A 22,039-nucleotide genomic window follows, 5' to 3' on the forward strand; every position below is an offset into this window, starting at 1 on the left:
CCATACCCCGACCCCAGCTGCGCACATTAGGGGTTGAGGGTAGGGGTGACCGCCGGGATAACGTCGCCGAAACTCGCGGGTTTCTTGTGTTGGTAATGGCGATGACGGGCGGGCTGGGGCACCTATGTCGGACAAGACCACTGTTGCGGGGCGGGAGATCGCGGTCATCGGACTGTCCTGCCGCCTGCCCGGGGCCACCGGTCCCGCCGGGTTCTGGCGGATGCTCACCGAGGGTCGCGACGCAATCACCGAGGTGCCCGCGAACCGGTGGGACGCCACTGAATTCTTCGACGCGGATCCCACCGTCACCGGTCGGATGAACACCCGTTGGGGCGGATTCCTGGACCAGGTCGACGCATTCGACCCCGCGTTCTTCGGTATTTCCCCGCGCGAGGCCGCGGTGATGGACCCGCAGCAGCGGCTGATGCTGGAACTGGGCTGGGAGGCCTTCGAGCACGCCGGTCTGCTGCCCGAACGGCTCGCCGGCAGCCGCACCGGGGTCTTCGTCGGCGCCATCTGGGACGACTACGCGAACCTGGTCTACCGCGGCGGCCCGGACGCGATCACCCAGCACACCGTGACCGGCCTGCACCGCAGCATCATCGCCAACCGGCTCTCCTACACCCTCGGCCTGCACGGCCCGAGCCTCGCGGTCGACTCCGCCCAGTCCTCCGCCCTGGTCGCGGTGCACCTGGCCTGCGAAAGCCTGCGCCGCGGCGAGTCCAGCCTGGCCCTGGCCGGCGGGGTGAACCTGAACCTGGTGCCGGAGACCACCATGGCCACCGCGAAGTTCGGCGGCCAGTCCCCGGACGGCCGCTGCCACACCTTCGACGCCCGCGCCAACGGCTACGTCCGCGGTGAGGGCGGCGGCTTCGTACTGCTCAAGCCCCTGGCCGACGCCCTGGCCGACGGGGACGACGTGCTCGCGGTGATCAAGGGCGGCGCGGTCAACAACGACGGCGAGTCCGCCGCGCTCACCACCCCGAACGGCCTGGCCCAGCAGGAGGTGCTGCGGCTGGCCTACCTGGACGCCCAGATCGACCCGGCCCAGGTGCAGTACGTCGAACTGCACGGCACCGGCACCAAGGTCGGCGACCCGATCGAGGCCGGCGCGCTGGGCGCGGTGCTCGGCGCCGACCGGTCCGAGCCGCTGCTGGTCGGCTCGGCCAAGACCAACGTCGGCCACCTCGAAGGCGCGGCGGGCATTGTCGGCCTGATCAAGACCGTGCTGGCGATCCGGCACCGGCAGCTGCCGCCCAGCCTGAACTTCGAGACGCCCAACCCGGACATCGACTTCGCCGGACTGAACCTGCGGGTACGCACCGAACTGGGGCCGTGGCGGGACGCGCCCCTGCTGGCCGGGGTGTCCTCCTTCGGCATCGGCGGGACCAACTGCCACCTGGTGCTCGCCGAACCGCCCACCCGCCCGGCCGTTGCGGCGCAGGGCCTGGACACCGCGGTGCTGCCCTGGGTGCTGTCCGGCCGGACCGCCGAAGCAGTGCGGGGCCAGGCCGAGCGGCTTCTGTCCTTTGTGGACGCCGACGCGGAAATCGATGTCCGCGCGGTGGCCGGGGCACTGGCCGGGACGCGGACCGCGTTCGAGCACCGGGCCGTGCTGGTGGCCGGGGACCGGGCCGGGTTCTGGGACGCGCTGGCCGGGTTCGCCCGGGACGGTGTGGCCGCCGGAGTGGTCCGGGGCTCGGTTGCCGAGGGTGGGCTGGCGTTCCTGTTCTCCGGGCAGGGATCGCAGCGGATCGGAATGGGTCGCGAACTGGCGGCGGCATTCCCGGTGTTCGCGGACGCCTTTGCCGAGGTGTGCGGTGAGCTGGACAAGCACCTGGACCGGCCGCTGGCCGAGGTCCTGGATGGCGAGGAGCTGCACCAGACCGGGTTCACCCAGCCTGCGCTGTTCGCCATCGAGGTGGCGTTGTTCCGGCTGGTCGAGTCCTGGGGTGTGCGGCCGGACTTCCTGGCTGGGCACTCGATTGGTGAGCTGGCCGCGGCGCATGTGGCCGGGGTGCTGACCCTGGCCGACGCCGCGAAGCTGGTTGCGGCGCGGGGCCGACTGATGCAGGCGCTCCCGACCGGTGGCGCGATGCTGGCGGTGCAGGCGACCGAGGAGGAGGTCCGGCCGCTGCTGGCCGGGCTGGACGCGGATATCGCGGCGGTCAACGGGTCGGAAGCCGTTGTGGTGTCGGGGACTGAGGCCGCGATCACCGAGATCAAGGCGAAGCTGACGGAGCGCAAGAGCAAGCGGCTGACCGTGAGTCACGCGTTCCACTCGCTGCTGATGGACCCGATGCTGGCCGGGTTCCGGGCGGTGGCGGAGAGCATTACCTTTGGTGTGGCGCGGATTCCGGTGGTGTCGAACCTGACCGGTGAGCTGGCCGGGGATGAGCTGGGGACCGCGGAGTACTGGGTCCGGCATGTGCGGCAGGCGGTGCGGTTCGCCGACGGGATGCGCACGCTGGCCGAGGCCGGGGTTTCCACCTTCCTGGAACTGGGACCGGACGGGGTGCTCAGTGCGCTGGGTGCCGGGATTCCGTTGCTGCGCAAGGACCGGGGCGAGGTGGAGGCGCTGATCTCCGGGCTCGCCCAGGCTTGGACGCGCGGGGTTTCCGTTGACTTCACCGGGTTTGGCGACGGCACGCGGGTTGAGCTGCCCACCTACGCCTTCCAGCGCGAGCGGTACTGGCTGGACAGCGTGCCGGTGGCCACCCCGGCACCGGTGCGGACCCGCTCCTCGCTGGAACTGGTGCGGGCGCACGCGGCCGCGGTGCTGGGCTATCCCTCGGCCGACGCCGTCGCGCCGGAGCGCAGCTTCAAGGAACTGGGTTTCGCCTCGCTGACCGCGGTGGAACTGCGCGACCAACTCAACCAGGCCACCGGGCGCACCCTGCCCGCCACCCTGCTCTTCGACTACCCGACCCCGCTCGCCCTCGCCACCCATCTTGATGGCGGGCAACGGGAAACCGTTGCCGCGCCGGTGCGGGTCACCGAGGACGAGCCGATCGCGATCGTGGCCATGGGCTGCCGCTACCCGGGCGGCGTCGCCTCCCCGGCGGACCTGTGGCGCCTGGTCAGCGACGGGGTGGACGCGATCTCGCCGTTCCCGGACGACCGCGGCTGGGACCTGGACCGGCTCTACCACCCGGATCCCGCGCAGGCCGGTTCCTCCTACGCCCGCGAAGGCGGATTCCTGAGCGGTGCCACCGAGTTCGACGCCAAGTTCTTCGGCATCTCCCCGCGTGAGGCCCTGGCCATGGACCCGCAGCAGCGGCTGCTGCTGGAGACCACCTGGGAGGTGTTCGAGCGGGCCGGGATCGACCCGGCCACTCTGGCCGGCAGCCAGTCCGGGGTGTTCGTCGGCGCGATGACCCAGGACTACGGGCCCCGGCTGCACGAGGCGGCCGAGGAGTTCGCCGGACACCTGCTCACCGGCGGCACCGCGAGCGTGCTGTCCGGCCGGATCGCCTACACCTTCGGGCTGGAAGGCCCCGCGGTCACCGTGGACACCGCCTGCTCGGCCTCGCTGGTCTCCCTGCACCTGGCCGTGCAGTCGTTGCGGCGCGGGGAATGCGGGCTGGCCCTGGCCGGTGGCGTCGCGGTGCTGCCCACGCCAGGCATGTTCGTCGAGTTCTCCCGGCAGCGCGGATTGGCCCCGGACGGACGCTGCAAGGCATTCGGCGCCGAGGCCGACGGCACCGCCTGGGCCGAGGGCGTTGGCGTGCTGCTGCTGGAACGACTTTCCGACGCGAGGCGCAACGGGCACCCGGTCCTGGCCATCGTCAAGGGCAGCGCGGTCAACCAGGACGGCGCGTCCAACGGACTGACGGCGCCCAACGGTCCGGCGCAGCAGCGGGTGATCCGCGGCGCACTGGCCGACGCCGGACTGTCCACTTCGGACATTGATGTGGTGGAGGCGCACGGCACCGGCACCGCACTCGGCGATCCCATTGAGGCGCAGGCATTGCTGGCCACCTACGGCCAGGACCGGGACCGGCCGCTGCTGTTGGGCTCGCTGAAGTCCAACATCGGGCACGCGCAGGCCGCGGCCGGGGTCGGCGGCGTGATCAAGATGGTCGAGGCGATGCGGCACGGGGTGCTGCCCCGGACGCTGCACGCGGACACGCCGTCGCCGCGGGTGGACTGGTCGGCGGGCGCGGTGTCGCTGCTGACTGAGGCGCGGGACTGGCCGGAGACCGGGGCGCCGCGGCGGGCCGGGGTGTCCTCGTTCGGCATCAGCGGGACCAACGCGCACGTGCTCCTCGAGCAGGCGCCCGAGATCGCTGAACCGGTTGCCGAGGCGGCAGCCGGGCCGGTGGTGTTGTCCGGGCGGACGCCGGAAGCGTTGCGGGCACAGGCGGAAGCGCTGCTCGCGGCCGAGGTCGAGCCCGTGGACCTGGCGCACACCCTGGCTCGCCGGGCCCTGCACGAGCACCGGGCCGTGGTGGTTGGTGACCTCCGGGCCGGGCTGACCGCCGTGGCGGCGGGGGAGTCCGGTGCGGTTCGGGACAGTGTTGCGGATGGGCAGATCGCGTTCCTGTTCTCCGGGCAGGGGTCGCAGCGGCTGGGCATGGGCCGCGAGCTGGCCGGGGCGTTCCCGGTGTTCGCGGACGCCTTCGCTGCCGCTTGTGCTGAGCTGGACAAGCACCTGGACCGGCCGCTGGCCGAGGTGCTGGACACCGAGGAGCTGCATCAGACCGGGTTCACCCAGCCCGCGTTGTTCGCCGTTGAGGTGGCGTTGTTCCGGCTGGTGGAGTCGTGGGGTGTGCGGCCGGATTACCTGGTCGGGCACTCGATCGGTGAGCTGGCCGCGGCGCACGTGGCCGGGGTCTTGTCGCTGGCGGATGCGGCGAAGCTGGTTGCGGCTCGTGGTCGACTGATGCAGGCGCTGCCGGGTGGTGGGGCGATGCTGGCAGTGCAGGCGACCGAGAATGAGGTGCGGCCGCTGCTCACCGGGATGGACGCGGATGTCGCGGCGATCAACGGGCCGACCTCGGTTGTGGTGTCAGGGACCGAGGCCGCGGTGACCGAGGTCGCGGCGCGGCTGGCGGAGCGCAAGAGCAAGCGGCTGACCGTGAGTCACGCGTTCCACTCGCTGCTGATGGACCCGATGCTGGCGGAGTTCCGGGCGGTGGCGGAGAGCGTTACCTTTGGTACGGCGCGGATTCCGGTGGTGTCCAACGTGACCGGCGAGCTGGCCGGGGATGAGTTGGGGACCGCGGAGTACTGGGTCCGGCACGTGCGGCAGGCCGTGCGATTCGCCGACGGCATCCGGACCCTGGAGGACGCGGGGGTCTCGACGTTCCTGGAGCTGGGGCCGGATGGCGTGCTGTCCGGGATGGGTCAGGACTGCCTGACCGGGGATGCCGCGCTGATCCCGGTGCTGCGCAAGGGACGCGGCGAGGCCGAGGCGGCCTGGCAGGCACTGGCCCGGCTGATCTGCCGCGGTGTGCAGGCTGATCTGGCCGGGCTGACCGCCGGTGGACGGCTGGTGGACCTGCCGACCTACCCGTTCCAGCGGCAGCGGTTCTGGCTGGCGCCAAGTTCGTCCACTGTGGACTCCGGCGTGCACCCGCTGCTGACCTCGGCGGTGCCGATCGCCGGGGCCGGGGGTGTGCTGCTGACCGGGAAGCTGTCCCGGCGGACGCACCCCTGGCTGGTCGACCACCAGATCCTGGGGTCCGTGCTGGTGCCGGGGACCGCGCTGGTCGAGCTGGCACTGCGGGCGGCCGACGAGGTCGAGTGCGCGGCGGTGGAGGAACTGACCCTGGCCGCGCCGCTGGTCCTGCCCGAGCAGGGTGCGGTGCAGGTGCAGGTGGTGGTCGCGGCCGAGCAGGACGGGCGGCGCGACCTGGAGCTGTACTCCCGACTCGACGACGAGGACTGGACGCTGCACGCGAATGGCGTGCTCGCGGTGGACGCCGACGCGCCCCTGACCCTGGGGGAGTGGCCGCCCACGCAGGCCGTCGCGGTGGACCTGGACGGGTTCTACCGGCGGCTCGCGGACAAGGGCTACGGCTACGGACCCGCGTTCCAGGGTGTGCGCGGGGTGTGGCGGCGCGGCGAGGAGATCTTCACCGAGGTCAGCCTTCCGTCCACTGTGGAAGGTGCCGGATTCGGGGTGCACCCCGCGCTGCTGGACGCCGCCCTGCACGGCCTGGTCGCCGCGGCTGAGGGGGACAACCCGCCGCTGCCGTTCGCCTGGACCGGGATTCGCCTGCACGCCACCGGCGCGAGCACACTGCGGGTGAAGCTGGCCCCGGCCGGACCGGACGCGGTGTCCCTGGCCGTCACCGACCCGGCGGGCATCCCGGTGCTCTCCATCGACTCGCTGGTGCTGCGGCCGGTGTCCCCGGACGCGCTGCGGATCCGGCCCGAACTGGACTCGCTGTTCCGGGTCGACTGGCCGGTGCTCGCACTGCCCGAGCAGTCCGCGTTGCCCGCCAAGGTGGTGCTGCTGGGCGGGGACGAGTTCAAGGCCGGGGTCGCGCTGCGGGCCGCCGGAGTCGAGGTGGCGGAACGGGCCGAACCCGGTGATGCCGACCTGGTGCTGCTGACCTGCCCGGAAGGACCCGCTCGCGAGGTGACCGCCCAGGTGCTGGAGTTGTTGCAGCGCACTGAGTCCCGGGTGGTTGTGCTCACCAGGGACGCGGTGCTCGCCGACTCCCCGGATGTGGCAGGCGCAGCGGTCTGGGGTCTGGTGCGGGCCGCGCAGACCGAGCAGCCGGACCGGTTCCAGCTCATCGACCTGGACGCCCAGTCCGCCACCGCCCTGCCCGCCGCGCTCACCACCGACGAGCCGCAACTCGCGCTGCGCAACGGGATCGCGCACACGCCCCGGCTGGCCAAGATCACCGAGGTGGCCGAGGCGGCGTGGGACCCGGACGGTCTGGTGCTCATCACCGGCGCCACCGGCGCACTCGGCGGACTGCTCGCCAAGCACCTGGTCACCCAGCACGGCGTGCGTCGCCTGCTGCTCACCAGCCGCCGCGGCCCGGACGCCCCTGGCGCGGACGAACTCCGCGCCGAACTGGCCGGGCTGGGAGCCGAGGCGATCATCGAAGCCTGTGACGCCGCGGATCGGTCCGCGCTGGTCGCGCTGCTGGCCCGGCACCCGGTGACCGCGGTGATCCACACCGCCGGGGTGCTCGACGACGGCGTGCTCTCCGCGCTCACCCCCGAACGCCTGGACACCGTGCTGCGGCCCAAACTCGACGCCGCCGTCAACCTGCACGAGCTGACCCAGGATCGCGACCTCACCGCGTTCGTGCTGTTCTCCTCGGTGATCGGGGTGCTCGGCGGCGCCGGCCAGGCCAACTACGCCGCCGCCAACGCCGCCCTGGACGCGCTCGCCCAGCGCCGCCGGGCCGCCGGACTGCCCGCGCTGTCCCTGGCCTGGGGGCCGTGGGCCGAGGGCGGGATGGCCGCGCGACTCGCCGAGGGCGACCGCAACCGGATGTCCCGCGCGGGCATGGCACCGTTGCCGCCGGAACTCGGCCTGGCCCTGTTCGACCTGGCACTGGGCCAGTCCGAGGCCGCGCCGGTGCCGCTCAAGCTGGACACCAGTGTGGTGCGCCAAGGAACAGTCCCGGCGTTGCTGCGTGGACTGATAACGCCCAAACGCACCCGGCGGACCGCGGCGGCCAAGGCCACCGAAGAGTCCTTTGTGGACCGACTCACCGCGACCCCCGAGGAGCGGCGCGCACAGCTCGTGCTGGACGTGGTGCGGGTCAACGCGGCCGGGGTGCTCGGGCACAGCGGCGACGGCTCGGTCGAGGCCGAATCCTCCTTCAAGGAACTGGGTTTCGACTCGCTGACCTCGGTGGAGCTGCGCAACCGGCTCAACACCGCCACCGGGCTGCGGCTGCCGCCCACCCTGCTCTTCAACTACGCCACCCCGGCGAAGCTGGCCGAGCACCTGCTCGACCGGCTCGCCCCCGCCCCGGCCGCTCCGGTCGAGGAACCCGAACTCGACCTGCCGGAAACCGAGTTCGCCCAGGAACTTGACGCGGTCGCCACCGCCGACGAGATCTTCGCCTTCATCGACAAGGAGTTCGGCAGTGTCTGATCCTCGCGGGCCTGAGTCCACCGAGCAGAAGCTCGTCGACTACCTCAAGCGCGTCACCGCCGACCTGCACCGCACCAAGGCCCGGCTGCAGGAGATCGAGGCGCAAGAGCACGAGCCGATCGCGATCGTGGCGATGAGCTGCCGCTTCCCCGGCGGCGTCGCCACCCCGGAACAGCTGTGGGACATGGTGGCCGGTGGCCGGGACGGCATCTCGCCGTTCCCGGACGACCGCGGCTGGGACCTGGACGCGCTCTACGATCCCACCGGCGAACGTCCGGACAGCGTGTACGTGCGCGAAAGCGGGTTCCTGCACAGCGCACCCGAGTTCGACCCCGGCTTCTTCGGCATCTCCCCGCGTGAGGCCCTGGCGATGGACCCGCAGCAGCGCCTGCTGCTGGAGACCTCCTGGGAGGCCATCGAACGCGCGGGCATCGACCCGGATTCGTTGCGCGGCAGCAAGACCGGCGTGTACGCGGGCCTGATGTACCACGACTACGCCAACCGCCCCGAGGACGCGCCGGCCGAGGTCGCGGGCTACCTGCTGACCGGCAACCTGGGCAGCGTGGTCTCTGGCCGGGTCGCCTACACCTTCGGCCTCGAAGGTCCCGCGGTCACCGTGGACACCGCGTGTTCCTCTTCGCTGGTCGCGCTGCACCTGGCCGTGCAGTCACTGCGCAAGGGCGAGTGCACCCTGGCACTGGCCGGTGGCGCGGCGGTCATGTCCACGCCCAACTCCTTCGTCGAGTTCTCCCGCCAGCGCGGCCTGGCCCCCGACGGCCGCTGCAAGTCCTTCGCGGCCGGGGCCGACGGCACCTCGTGGTCCGAGGGCGCGGGCATGCTGTTGCTGGAACGCCTTTCCGACGCGCAGCGCAACGGGCACCCGATCCTGGCCGTGGTGCGCGGCACCGCGGTCAACCAGGACGGCGCCTCCAACGGCCTCACCGCCCCCAACGGCCTGGCCCAGGAAGCCGTGATCCGGGACGCCCTCGCGGACGCCCAGCTGGCACCGTCCGAAGTGGACGCCGTCGAGGCGCACGGCACCGGCACCAAGCTCGGCGACCCGATCGAGGCCCAGGCCCTGCTGGCCACCTACGGGCAGGACCGGCCGAACCCGTTGCTGCTGGGCTCGTTCAAGTCCAACGTCGGCCACACCCAGGCCGCGGCGGGTGTCGGCGGCGTGATCAAGATGGTCATGGCCATGCGGCACGGCCTGCTGCCCAAGACCCTGCACGTCGACGAGCCCTCCCCGCACGTGGACTGGTCCGCGGGCTCGGTCGCCCTGCTCACCGAGGCCCAGCCCTGGCCGCAGACCGATGGCCCGCACCGCGCGGGCGTGTCCTCCTTCGGCATCAGCGGCACCAACGCGCACACCATCATCGAGGCGGCCCCGCCGGTCGAGACCGAGGCCGCCACCCCGGCGCACACCCTGGACACCGTGCCGCTGGCGCTGTCCGCCAAGACCCCCGAGGCCCTGCGTGCCCAGGCCGCCCAGCTGGTGTCCTTTGTGGACGGAAACCCGGCCACCCTGCTCGACCTCGGGTTCTCCCTAGCCAACCGGGCCGGGTTCGAGCACCGCGCGGTGCTCGCCGCCAGTGGCCTGACCGAGGCCCGCGACGCGCTCGCCGCCTTTGCCGAGGGCCTGGACGCACCCGGCGTGCACACCGGCGCGGTCACCCCCGGCAAACTCGCCATCCTGTTCACCGGCCAGGGTTCCCAGCGCCTGGCCATGGGCCGCGAACTGGCCGAGACCTTCCCGGCCTTCGCCGCCGCCTTCGACGCGGTGGCCGCCGAACTGGATCAGCACCTGGCCCGGCCGCTGCGTGCGGTCCTGGATGCCGAGGAACTGCACCAGACCGAGTTCACCCAGCCCGCGCTGTTCGCCATCGAGGTGGCGTTGTTCCGGCTCTACGAGTCCTGGGGTGTGCGACCGGACTTCGTGGCCGGGCACTCCATTGGCGAGCTGGCCGCCGCGCACGTCGCCAGGGTGCTGACCCTGGCCGACGCCGCCAAGCTGGTGGTCGCCCGGGGCCGGTTGATGCAGGCGCTGCCCGGCGGTGGCGCGATGATCGCGGTGCAGGCCACCGAGGACGAGGTGCGGCAGCAGCTCGTCGGGCGGGAGGCCGAGCTGAGCATTGCCGCGCTGAACGGGCCGAACGCCACCGTGATCGCGGGCGACGAGACCGCCGCGACCGAGGTTGCCAACCTACTGGCCGCGCAGGGCCGCAAGACCCGCAGGCTCGCCGTCAGTCACGCCTTCCACTCCCCGCACATGGACGGCATGCTCGCCGAGTTCCGGACCGTCGCGGAGAGCGTGCGTTACGCGCCCGCGCGGATCCCGGTGGTGTCCAACGTGACCGGCGCGGTCGCGGGCGAGGAGCTGGGCAGCGCCGAGTACTGGGTCAAGCACGTCCGCGGCGCGGTGCGTTTCGCCGACGGCGTCCGGGCGCTGGCCGAGGCCGGGGTGAACACCTTCCTGGAACTGGGCCCGGACGGCGTGCTGTCCGGGATGGGCCAGGACTCCGCGCCCGCCGCGACCTTCCTGTCCGCGCTGCGCAAGGACCGCCCGGAGGCGGCGGCCGCGATCACCGCGCTGGGCCGGTTGTTCACCCGTGGCGTCAAGGTCGACTGGACCGCGCTGTTCGGGGGCGGGCAGCGCCTCGACCTGCCCACCTACGCCTTCCAGCGCGAGCGGTTCTGGCTGGAACTGACCCCGCGCAACCAGGTCCGCTCGCACGCCGACGGCTGGCGGTACCGGATCAACTGGAAGCCCGCGTCCACTGTGGACACCAAGCTGACCGGCACCTGGCTGCTGGTCGGCGCGGCCCAGCCGGAGCTGGTCGAAGCGCTGACCAAGGCGGGCGCGGAGGTGCGGGAGATCGCCGACGCGGCCGGTGCGATCAACGTCGCCGGCGTGCTCGACCTGGCCGGGGTGCTCGCCCTCGGTGACGTGCACGAAGCCCGCACCCTGGTGCGCGGCCTCGGTGACGCGCGCTGCCCGGCCCCGCTGTGGTGCCTGACCCAGGGCGCGGTCGCGGTCAACGGCGAGGACCTGCCCAACCCGGACCAGGCCCAGGTCTGGGGCCTCGGACTGGTTGCCGCACTGGAACACCCCGAACGCTGGGGCGGCCTGATCGACCTGCCCGCCGAGCTGGACGAGCGCTCGCTGTCCCGCCTGGCCGATGCCCTCACCGGCGCCGAGGATCAACTCGCGCTACGCCCTTCCGGCACCTACCTGCGGCGACTCGCGCACGACGGTTCCGTTGCCCCGCAGCGGTCCTGGCGCCCGCGCGGCACCGTGCTGGTCACCGGCGGCACCGGCGCGCTCGGCGCCAGGGTGGCCAGGTGGCTGGCGCACCACGGCGCCGAGCACCTGCTGCTCACCAGCCGCCGCGGCCTCGACGCCCCCGGCGCGACCGAACTGGCCGCCGACCTGGAGGCGCTCGGCGTCACCGTCACCATCGCCGCCTGCGACGCCGCCGACCGGGACGCGGTGGCCGAACTGCTGGCCGCGCACCCGGTCAACGCGGTGATCCACACCGCCGGAGTGCTCGACGACGGCCTGCTGTCCAGCCTCACCCCGGAACGCCTGGACACCGTACTGCGCCCCAAGGTCGCGGCCGCGCGCAACCTGCACGAGCTGACCGGCGAGCTGGACGCGTTCGTGCTGTTCTCCTCGATCACCGGCCAGATCGGCACCGCGGGTCAGGCCAACTACGCCGCCGCCAACGCCTACCTGGACGCCCTCGCCCAGCACCGCCGCGCCCAGGGCCTGCCCGCCACCTCCATTGGCTGGGGCCCGTGGGCCGACGGCGGCATGGCCGATGCCGCGGTGGGCGACCGCCTGCGCCGCGCCGGACTGCCGCCGATGGCCGCGGACACCGCGATGCAGGCCCTGCAAGGGGCCCTGGACCGCGACGACACCGTGATCGCCGTCGCCGACCTGGACTGGGAGCTGTTCGCCCCCGCCTTCACCGCGGTCCGGCCCAGTCGTCTGATCAGCGACATCCCCGAACTGCACCGGCGCAAGGCAGTCTCTGCCCCGGCCGCGGCCCAGCCCGAATCCGCGCTGGCCGCCAAGCTCGGCAAGACCCCGGCCGCGCAACGGCATTCCGTCCTGCTGGACCAGATCCGCACCAGCGTGGCTGCCGTGCTCGGGCATGCCGGGGCTGAGGCGGTCGACCCGGAACGGGCCTTCCGCGAGGCCGGCTTCGACTCGCTGACCGCGGTCGAACTGCGCAACCGCCTGGCCACCGCCACCGGGCTGAGCCTGCCCACCACCCTGGTCTTCGACTACCCGACCCCGCTGGCCCTCACCGACTTCCTCCTCGAAGAACTGCTCGGCGCGGTCACCGAAGCCGCCGAGGTTGTCAAGTCCACTGTGGACGATGAACCGATCGCGATCGTCGGCATGTCCTGCCGGTTCCCCGGCGGGGTGATGAGCCCCGAGGACTACTGGCGGCTGCTCACCGAAGGCGCCGACGTGCTCACCGGCCTGCCCGGCGACCGCGGCTGGGACCCGGACCTGTACGACCCCGACCCCGACCGCCCCGGCAAGAGCTACGCCCGCGAAGGCGGATTCCTCGACACCGCAACAGATTTCGACGCCGCCTTCTTCGGCATCTCCCCGCGCGAGGCCCTGGCCATGGACCCGCAGCAGCGGCTGCTGCTGGAAACCTCCTGGGAAGCCTTCGAGCGGGCGGGCATCGACCCGGCCACCGTGCGCGGCAGCAAGGCGGGCGTGTTCGTCGGCACCAACGGCCAGGACTACGCCGGACTGCTCAGCACCGCGCCCGAAGGTGTCGAGGGCTACCTCGGCACCGGCAACGCGGCCAGCGTGATCTCCGGCCGCATCTCCTACACCTTCGGCCTGGAAGGCCCGGCGGTCACCGTCGACACCGCCTGCTCGGCCTCCCTGGTCGCCCTGCACTGGGCCGTGCAGGCGCTGCGCCGCGGTGACGTCGGCATGGCCCTGGCCGGTGGCGTCACGGTGATGTCCACCCCTGGCGTCTTCGTCGAGTTCTCCCGCCAGCGCGGACTCGCCCCCGACGGCCGGTGCAAGGCGTTCGCGGCCGCCGCGGACGGCACCGGCTGGGGCGAGGGCGTCGGCATGCTCCTGGTCGAGCGGCTCTCCGACGCGCAACGCAACGGACACCCGGTGCTCGCGGTCATCCGCGGCAGCGCGGTCAACCAGGACGGCGCCTCCAACGGGCTCACCGCGCCCAATGGACCGGCCCAGCAGCGGGTCATCCGGGCCGCGCTGGCCGACGCCGGACTGTCCACTTCGGACGTTGACGTGGTGGAGGCGCACGGCACCGGCACCAAACTCGGCGACCCCATCGAAGCCCAGGCCCTGCTGGCCACCTACGGCCAGGAGCGGACCCACCCGCTGCTGCTCGGCTCGGTGAAGTCCAACATCGGCCACACCCAGGCGGCAGCAGGCGTGGCCGGACTGATCAAGATGGTGCTGGCCCTGCAGCACGGGATCGCACCCAAGACCCTGCACGTGGACGAGCCCTCGCCGCACGTGGACTGGTCCGCCGGTGCCGTGTCGGTGCTGAGCGAGCAGGTCGACTGGCCGGAGACCGGGCGGGCCCGGCGGGCCGCGGTGTCGGCCTTCGGCATCAGCGGCACCAACGCGCACACCATCCTGGAACAGGCCCCGGACACCACTCCTGCACCGAGCAAGCCGGTCGCCCCGGCCCTGCTCCCGCTGGCCCTGTCCGCACGCGGCGAAGCCGCGCTGCGCGCCCAGGCCGCCGCTCTCCAGCCCCTCGCCAACGCGAACCAGCTGGACCTGGCCTACTCGCTGCTCACCAGCCGTGCCACGCACAACCGCCGCGCCGTGCTTGTCGCCGAGGACCCGGCCGCCGCACTGGCCGCCCTCGCCGAAGGCCGCTCCGCCGCGGGCGTCGTGCTCGGCTCGCCGGTCGCGGGCAAGACCGCCTTCCTGTTCTCCGGACAGGGTTCCCAGCGACTGGACATGGGCCGGGAACTGGCCGACGCGTTCCCGGTGTTCGCGGCTGCCTTCGCCACGGCCTGCGCCGAACTGGACAAGCACCTGGCCCGGCCGATCGGCGAGATCCTGGATTCCGCCGAACTACACCAGACCGAGTTCACCCAGCCCGCGCTGTTCGCGATCGAAGTCGCGTTGTTCCGGCTGTTCGAGAGCTGGGGCGTGCGACCGGACTTCGTGGCCGGGCACTCGATCGGCGAACTCGCGGCCGCACACGTCGCCGGGGTGCTGTCGCTGACCGACGCCGCCAAGCTGGTGGCTGCCCGGGGCCGGTTGATGCAGGCACTGCCCACCGGTGGCGCGATGCTGGCGGTGCAGGCCACCGAGGACGAGGTCCGGCCGCTGCTGGACGGCCTTGCCGTGGACATCGCTGCGATCAACGGGCCGACCTCCGTGGTGGTCTCCGGCGCCGAGGCTGCGGTAACCGCGGTGATCGCGCGGCTCGGCGAGCGCAAGAGCAAGCGGCTGACCGTGAGCCACGCCTTCCACTCGGTGCTGATGGAGCCGATGCTGGCCGAGTTCCGGACCGTCGCCGAGGGCATGTCCTTTGGTGCGGCGGAGATCCCGGTGGTGTCCAACGTGACCGGCGCGATCGCCGGCGCGGAACTGGGCACCGCGGACTACTGGGTGCGGCACGTCCGCGAAGCGGTCCGCTTCGCCGACGGCGTGCGGGCACTCGGCGAGCAGGGGGTGCGCACCTTCGTCGAGCTGGGACCGGGCGGGGTGCTGTCCGGGATGGGCCAGGACTGCCTGGCGGAGGCGGCTTTTGTGCCCGCGCTCCGCGGTGACCGGCCGGAGTCGCTGGCCGCGGTCGGCGCACTGGCCGAGCTGCACGTGCGCGGTGTCGCGGTGGACTGGACCGGGTACTTCGCCGGGTCCGGGGCGCGGCGGATCGAGCTGCCCACCTACGCATTCCAGCGCGAGCGGTTCTGGCTGGAAGCGGGCCGGACCGAGATCGCCGAGGCCGACCAGGTGGAGGCCGAGTTCTGGGCCGCCGTGGACAAGGCCGAGCTGACCGAACTGGCCTCGGTCCTGGATGTGGACGCCGCCCCGCTGCGCGAAGTGCTGCCCGCACTGGCCGCCTGGCGCAAACGCCGTCAGACCGAGTCCGCTGTGGACAGCTGGCGGTACCGGGTGAACTGGCGCTCGCGCACCGGGTTCACCGGCACACTGTCCGGGAACTGGCTGGTGGTCAGCGCGTCCCCGGAAACCGAACTCGCCGAGGGAATGACCCGGCAGGGCGCGGAGATCCGGCAGCTGGTGCTGGAACCCGGTGTCGACCGGGCCGGACTGGCCGCTCAAATGTCCGAAGTAGACGGTGTGCTGGCCGTGCTGGACCTGGCGGGCACGCTCACCCTGGTGCAGGCACTCGGCGACGCCGGGATCGGCGCACCACTCTGGCTGCTGACCCGCGGCGCGGTGTCGGTGGCCAAGGCCGACCCGGTGCGCGCACCCGAGCAGGCCCTCGTCTGGGGCCTGGGCCGGGTGGCCGGACTGGAACTGTCCCAGCGCTGGGGCGGGCTGCTGGACCTGCCGGAACGACTCGACGACCGGGCCTTCGCCCGGATCGCCGGGGTGCTGGCCGCGGGCGCCGAGGACCAGGTGGCGGTGCGCTCCTCCGGGGTGCACGTGCGCCGCCTGGACCGCGCCCCCGCCGTCAGCGCCCGCACCTGGAAGCCGACCGGGACCGTGCTGATCACCGGTGGCACCGGCGGACTCGGCGCACGGGTCGCCCGCTGGCTGGCAGGCAACGGGGCCGAACACCTCGTGCTCACCAGCCGCCGCGGCGCGGAAGCACCTGGGGCCACCGAACTCCGCGACGAGCTGATCGCACTGGGCGCCAGGGTCACCCTGGCCGCCTGCGATGTCGCGGACCGGGACGCCCTGGCCGCACTGCTGGCACAACACCCGGTCAACGCCGTGCTGCACACCGCGGGCGCGGTGGAATTCGCCGCACTCATGGACACCACCCCGGCCGCCATCGCGAACGTGTTGCGCGCCAAGGTCGACGGCGCCCGCAACCTGGACGAGCTGACCGGCGACCTGGACGCGTTCGTGCTGTTCTCCTCGATCGCGGGCACCTGGGGCAGCGGCCACCAGGGCGGTTACGCCGCGGCGAACGCCTACCTGGACGCGCTGGTGCAGCGCCGCCGTGCCCAGGGCAAGACCGGCACCGCGGTGGCCTGGGGTCCGTGGGACGGCGGCGGCATGGTCGCCGACGGCTCCGCGGCCGAACAGCTGCGACGGCTAGGCCTGCCCGCGATGGCGCCCGAGCTGGCGATCTCGGCGTTGCAGCAGGCATTGGACGCCGACGACGTCACGGTGACCGTGGCCGAGGTGGACTGGGCCCGGTTCGCACCCGGCTTCACCGCGATGCGGGAGCGCCCGCTGATCAGTGAGATCCCCGAGGTCAAACTGTTGCTGGCGGCCGAAAAGGTGGTTGCCGAGGCGCCGGTGGACCGGTTCGCTGGACGCACCGCCGCCGAACGCGAACGCGCCTTGCTGGACCTAGTGCGCACCGAGGTCGCCGCGGTGCTCGGCCACGCCACCACCGAGGCCATCGAACCCGGACTCGCCTTCCGGGAACTGGGTTTCGACTCGCTGACCGCGGTCGAACTGCGCAACCGCTTGGCCACCGCCACCGGCCTCACCCTGCCCACCACGCTGGTCTTCGACCACCCCAACCCGGCCGCACTGGCCCGTCAGCTCGACGCGGAACTCACCGGTGACTCGCCAGTCGAGGACCGGCCGACCGCGATGTCCACTGTGGACGACGAGCCGATCGCGATTGTCGGCATGGCCTGCCGCTTCCCCGGCGGCGTCGACTCGCCGGAAGCCCTGTGGCAGCTGGTCGACGGGGGCGTGGACGCGATCACCACGTTCCCCGAGGACCGCGGCTGGGACCTGGACCAGCTGCTCGGCACCGCCGGACGGCCGGGACTCTCCGCCACCGACTCGGGTGGGTTCGTCACCGACGCCACCGAGTTCGACGCGGCCTTCTTCGGCATCTCCCCGCGCGAGGCCACCGCGATGGACCCGCAGCAGCGCCTGCTCCTAGAGGCCTCCTGGACCGCGGTGGAGCGGGCGGGCATCGACCCGGGTTCGCTGCGTGGTGGCCAGACCGGCGTGTTCGTCGGCGTGTCCGCACAGGGCTACGGCGCGGACCTGGTGAACGCGGGCACCGGCGCCGAGGGCTACTTCCTCACCGGCAGCGCCACCGCGGTCGCCTCCGGCCGGGTCTCCTACGTGCTCGGCCTGGAAGGCCCCGCGGTCACCGTGGACACCGCCTGCTCCTCCTCGCTGGTCGCCCTGCACCTGGCCGCGCAGTCCCTGCGACAGGGCGAGTGCACCCTCGCGTTGGCCGGTGGCGTCACGGTGATGTCCAGCCCGGCCGCGTTCGTCGAATTCTCCCGCCAGCGCGGACTCGCCGAGGACGGGCGGTGCAAACCGTTCGCCGCGGCCGCCGACGGCACCGGCTGGTCCGAGGGCGTGGGCATGCTGCTCGTCGAGCGGCTCTCCGACGCCCAGCGCAACGGGCACCCGATCCTGGCCGTGGTCAAGGGCAGCGCGATCAACCAGGACGGCGCGTCCAACGGCCTCACCGCCCCGAACGGCCCGTCCCAGCAGCGGGTGATCCGCCAGGCCCTTGCCAACGCCGGACTGTCCACTTCGGACATCGACGTGGTGGAGGCGCACGGCACCGGCACCCGGCTCGGCGACCCGATCGAAGCCCAGGCCGTCCTCGCCACCTACGGACAGGACCGGGAAACCCCGCTGTGGCTGGGCTCGCTCAAGTCCAACATCGGACACACCCAGGCCGCCGCCGGTGTCGCCGGGATCATCAAGATGGTCATGGCCATGCGTAACGGGATCCTGCCGCGCACGCTGCACGTGGACGAGCCCTCACCGCACGTGGACTGGTCCGCCGGTGCGGTCTCGCTGCTCACCGAGGCCCAGCCGTGGCCGGAAGGCATCCGCCGCGCGGCCGTGTCCAGCTTCGGGGTGAGCGGCACCAACGCGCACACCATCATCGAGCAGGCCCCGGCCACCGAACCGGTGCCAGCCACCGAGGGTGAGCTGCCCTGGCTGCTCTCCGCCCGCACCCCGCAGGCACTGGCCGACTCGGCCGCCCAGCTGCTGTCCTTTGTGGACAACGGCGTCAGCTCGGCCGACCTCGGCGCGGCCCTGGCGACCAGCCGGGGCGTGTTCGAGCACCGGGCTGCCGTGCTCGGCGACCGGGACACCCAGCTGGACGGCCTGCGCGCACTGGCCCGCGGTGACCTGGCCGCCGAGCTGGTCACCGGCAGCGCGCGCAACGACAAGCTGGCCTTCCTGTTCAGCGGACAGGGCGCGCAGCGGGTCGGCGCCGGCTTCGAGCTGTACCGGGAGTTCCCGGTCTTCGCCGCCGCCTTTGACGCGGTGGCCGCCGAGCTGGACCAGCACCTGGACCAGCCGGTGCAGCGGATCGCCTTCGACGGCGGCGAGCTGATCAACGAGACCGGCTACACCCAGCCGGTGCTGTTCGCCCTGGAAGTCGCGCTGTTCCGCCTGGTCGAGTCCTGGGGCCTGCACCCGGACTTCCTGGCCGGGCACTCCATCGGCGAACTCGCCGCCGCGCACGTCGCCGGGGTCCTCGACCTCGCCGACGCCGCCACACTGGTCGCCGCGCGCGGCCGGTTGATGCAGGAACTGCCCGCCGGTGGCGCGATGGTCGCCGTGCAGGCCGGTGCGGAGGAAGTGCTGCCACTGCTGGCCGGTCGGGAAGACCTGGTCGGCATCGCGGCGATCAACGGACCGGCCGCGGTGGTCGTCTCCGGGGACGAGGACGCGGTGGCCGATGTCGCCGACCTGCTGGCCGCCCAGGGTCGCAAGACCCGCAGGCTCACCGTCAGCCACGCCTTCCACTCACCGCGGATGGCCCCGATGCTGGCCGAATTCCAGGCCATCGCGGAAGAACTGACCTACCACGAGCCGGTCATCCCGATCGTCTCCACCGTGACCGGCGCGCTCGCCGGACCCGAACTGACCACACCCGAATACTGGGTGCGGCACGTGCGGGACGCGGTGCGCTTCCTGGACGGCATGCGCGCACTGGCCGCGGCCGGGGTCGGCGTGTTCGTCGAACTCGGCCCGGACGGGGTGCTCTCCGCGATGGGCCAGGACTGCCTGGCCGAGGCCGAACCCGTGCTGGTCCCAGTGCTGCGCAAGGACCGCGGCGAACTGGCCGCCGCGCACACCGCACTGGCCACCGCGCACGTGCACGGAAACGCCCCGGACTGGGCCGCGGTGTTCGACGGGCAAGGCGGCGCACACGTCGACCTGCCCAGCTACCCGTTCCAGCGCAACCGGTACTGGCTGGCCGCCGCGGCCACCGCCGACGTCAGCGCGGCCGGACTGTCCGATGTGGACCACCCGCTGCTCGGCGCCGCGATCGCGCTGCCGGACTCCGGCGGCCTGCTGCTCACCGGACGGCTCTCCCGCCGGGCCCAGCCCTGGCTGGCCGACCACGTGGTGCACGGATCCGTTGTGGTGCCAGGCACCGCGTTCGTCGAACTGGCCATCGCCGCGGGCGACCAGGTCGGCTGCGACCGCCTGCTCGACCTGACCCTGGAAGCCCCACTGGTATTGCCCGAACAGGGCGGCGTGCGGGTGCAACTCACCGTCGGCGCGGCCGATGAGTCCGGGCAGCGCACGCTGGTCGTGCACTCCCGCCTGGACGAGGACGGCGCCGACTGGGTCCGGCACGCCGGTGGTCTGCTCGGCACCGGAACCACGCCCGCCCCGTCGCTGACCTGGCCGCCTGCCGGGGAATCCGTTGCGGTGGACGAGTTGTACCCGGGCATGAGCGAACGCGGCCTGGACTACGGGCCGATGTTCCAGGGGCTGCACGCGGCCTGGCGGGACGGCGACACCGTGTACGCCGAGGTCGCCCTGCCCAGCCCGGTCACCGGCTTCGGCCTGCACCCGGCACTGCTGGACGCGGCCCTGCACAGCCTCGGCCTGGGTGTGCTGCCCGAAGGCGGCTGGCTGCCCTTCGCCTGGGAAGGCGTGACCCTGCACGGGGCTGGGGCCTCGGCGCTGCGGGTCAAGGTGACCCCGGCGGGCCGGGAGACGGTGACCATCGAGGCCACCGACACCGCGGGCAACCCGGTGGTCACGGTCGACTCGCTCACCCTGCGACCCGTTGCGGCCGAGCAGATCCAGGCCGCCGGACGCACCCAGAAGGACCTGTTCCGGCTCGACTGGACCCCGGTGCCGGCCACCGCCCCTGGCAACTCGGTCACGCTGGTTCCCTGCCCTGAAGGCGAAACCGGCCCGGTCGTGCACGAAGTGCTCGCCCTGCTGCAGAATTGGCTCGCCGAACGGTCCGAGGAGCAGCGCCTGGTCCTGGTGACCCGCATCGGCGACCTGGCGGGTGCGGCCGCGGCCGGACTCGTCCGTTCGGCCGAATCGGAGAACCCCGGGCGATTCCAGGTCATCGAGACCGACGGCTCGGCCGAGCTGTACGCCGACGAGCCGTGGCTACGGATCCAGGACGGCAAGCTCTACGCCGCCCGCCTGGCCAAGGCCCTGGCTGGCGGTGTTGCGCCGCAGTGGGATCCGGCGCGGTCCGTGCTGATCACCGGTGCCAGTGGCAGCCTCGGCTCGCTGCTGGCCCGGCACGTGGTCACCGCACACGGCGTCCGCAACCTGGTCCTCGCCAGCCGACGCGGCCTGGACGCGCCGGGCGCGGCCGAACTGCGGGACGAGCTGATCACCTTGGGCGCCAACGTCACGGTGAGCGCCTGCGACGTCGCCGACCGTGACGCAGTGGCCGGGTTGATCACCGCACACCCACTCACCGCGGTGATCCACACCGCCGGGGTGCTCGACGACGGTGTGCTCACCGCGCTCACCCCGGCCAGGGTGGACGCGGTGCTGCGACCCAAGGTGGACGCGGCCCGGCACCTGGCCGAACTGACCGGACCCGAGGTCGACCTGGTGTTGTTCTCCTCCGCCTCGGCCACCCTCGGCCAGGCCGGTCAGGGCAGCTACGCCGCGGCGAATGCCTACCTGGACGCCCTCGCCCAGCAGCGCCGCGACCAGGGCAAGCCCGGGGTGTCGCTGGCCTGGGGACCGTGGGCCGGGGGAGGCATGGCCGCCGGGCTCGCCGAGGCGGACAAGCAGCGGATGGCCCGGACAGGGGTGACCCCCCTGACTTCGGAACTGGGGTTGCAACTCTTCGACGCGGCCCGCACCGTTGAGGCAGCAACGGTCGTGCCGATGCGCTGGGACACCACGGTGTTCCAGGGCGCGGCGCCGGCCCTGCTGCGCGGTCTGGTCCGGACCCCGGTCCGGCGGACCCTGGAAGCCGTATCCGCAACGGCGACCACGGGACCGTCGTTGCGGGACCGGCTGGCCACAGCCTCGGCCGTCGAACGCGGCCGGGTGCTGCTGGACCTGGTGCGCACCCACACGGCGGCCGTGCTGGGACACAGCGCCGCCGACGCCGTCGACGCCACCCGGGGATTCCTCGAACTCGGCTTCGACTCGCTGACCGCGGTCGAACTGCGCAACCGGCTCAACGCCGCCTCCGGGCTGCGCCTGCCGGCCACGCTGATCTTCGACTATCCGTCGCCGAAGGCCCTCGCCCAGCACCTGGACGAGGAGCTGGCCCCCGTGAGCGGGGGAGTCACCGAGGGAGCACCAGCGCCGGTGCTCGCCGAACTCGACCGGCTGGCCGCCGCCCTGGAGGCGCTGCCGGCCGACGAGGCCACCCGGATCAAGGCCACCGCCCGGTTGCAGGCGGTGCTGGCGAAATGGAACGAGACACCCGGTGTCGACCAGCACGCGGACAACGCGCTGGAGACCGCGACCGCGGACGAGCTTTTTGATGTGCTCGACCGCGAACTCGGTCTGCTGTAACGCAACAACAACCCGTATCGGCTTTGGGGGCTGAGGGCAGTGTCGAA

The 22,039-nt window shown here is 72.7% G+C and carries 2 protein-coding genes; both read left to right on the forward strand.

The window, feature by feature from the left end; translation table 11 throughout:
- Positions 1-124 precede the first annotated feature (124 nt).
- The gene (locus ACTOWY_RS31565; protein ID WP_441313256.1) at positions 125-8,074 is read left to right on the forward strand and encodes an SDR family NAD(P)-dependent oxidoreductase; all 7,950 of its coding nucleotides are present in this window, start codon (positions 125-127) and stop codon (positions 8,072-8,074) included.
- Positions 8,067-21,992: a type I polyketide synthase gene (locus tag ACTOWY_RS31570; RefSeq protein ID WP_441313257.1), complete on the forward strand. Its 13,926-nt coding sequence runs from the start codon at positions 8,067-8,069 to the stop codon at positions 21,990-21,992. Before ACTOWY_RS31565 ends, ACTOWY_RS31570 begins: the two co-directional genes overlap by 8 nt.
- The last annotated feature ends 47 nt before the right edge of the window (positions 21,993-22,039 follow it).

Source organism: Crossiella sp. CA198 (assembly GCF_052078295.1).
GTDB lineage: Bacteria > Actinomycetota > Actinomycetes > Mycobacteriales > Pseudonocardiaceae > Crossiella.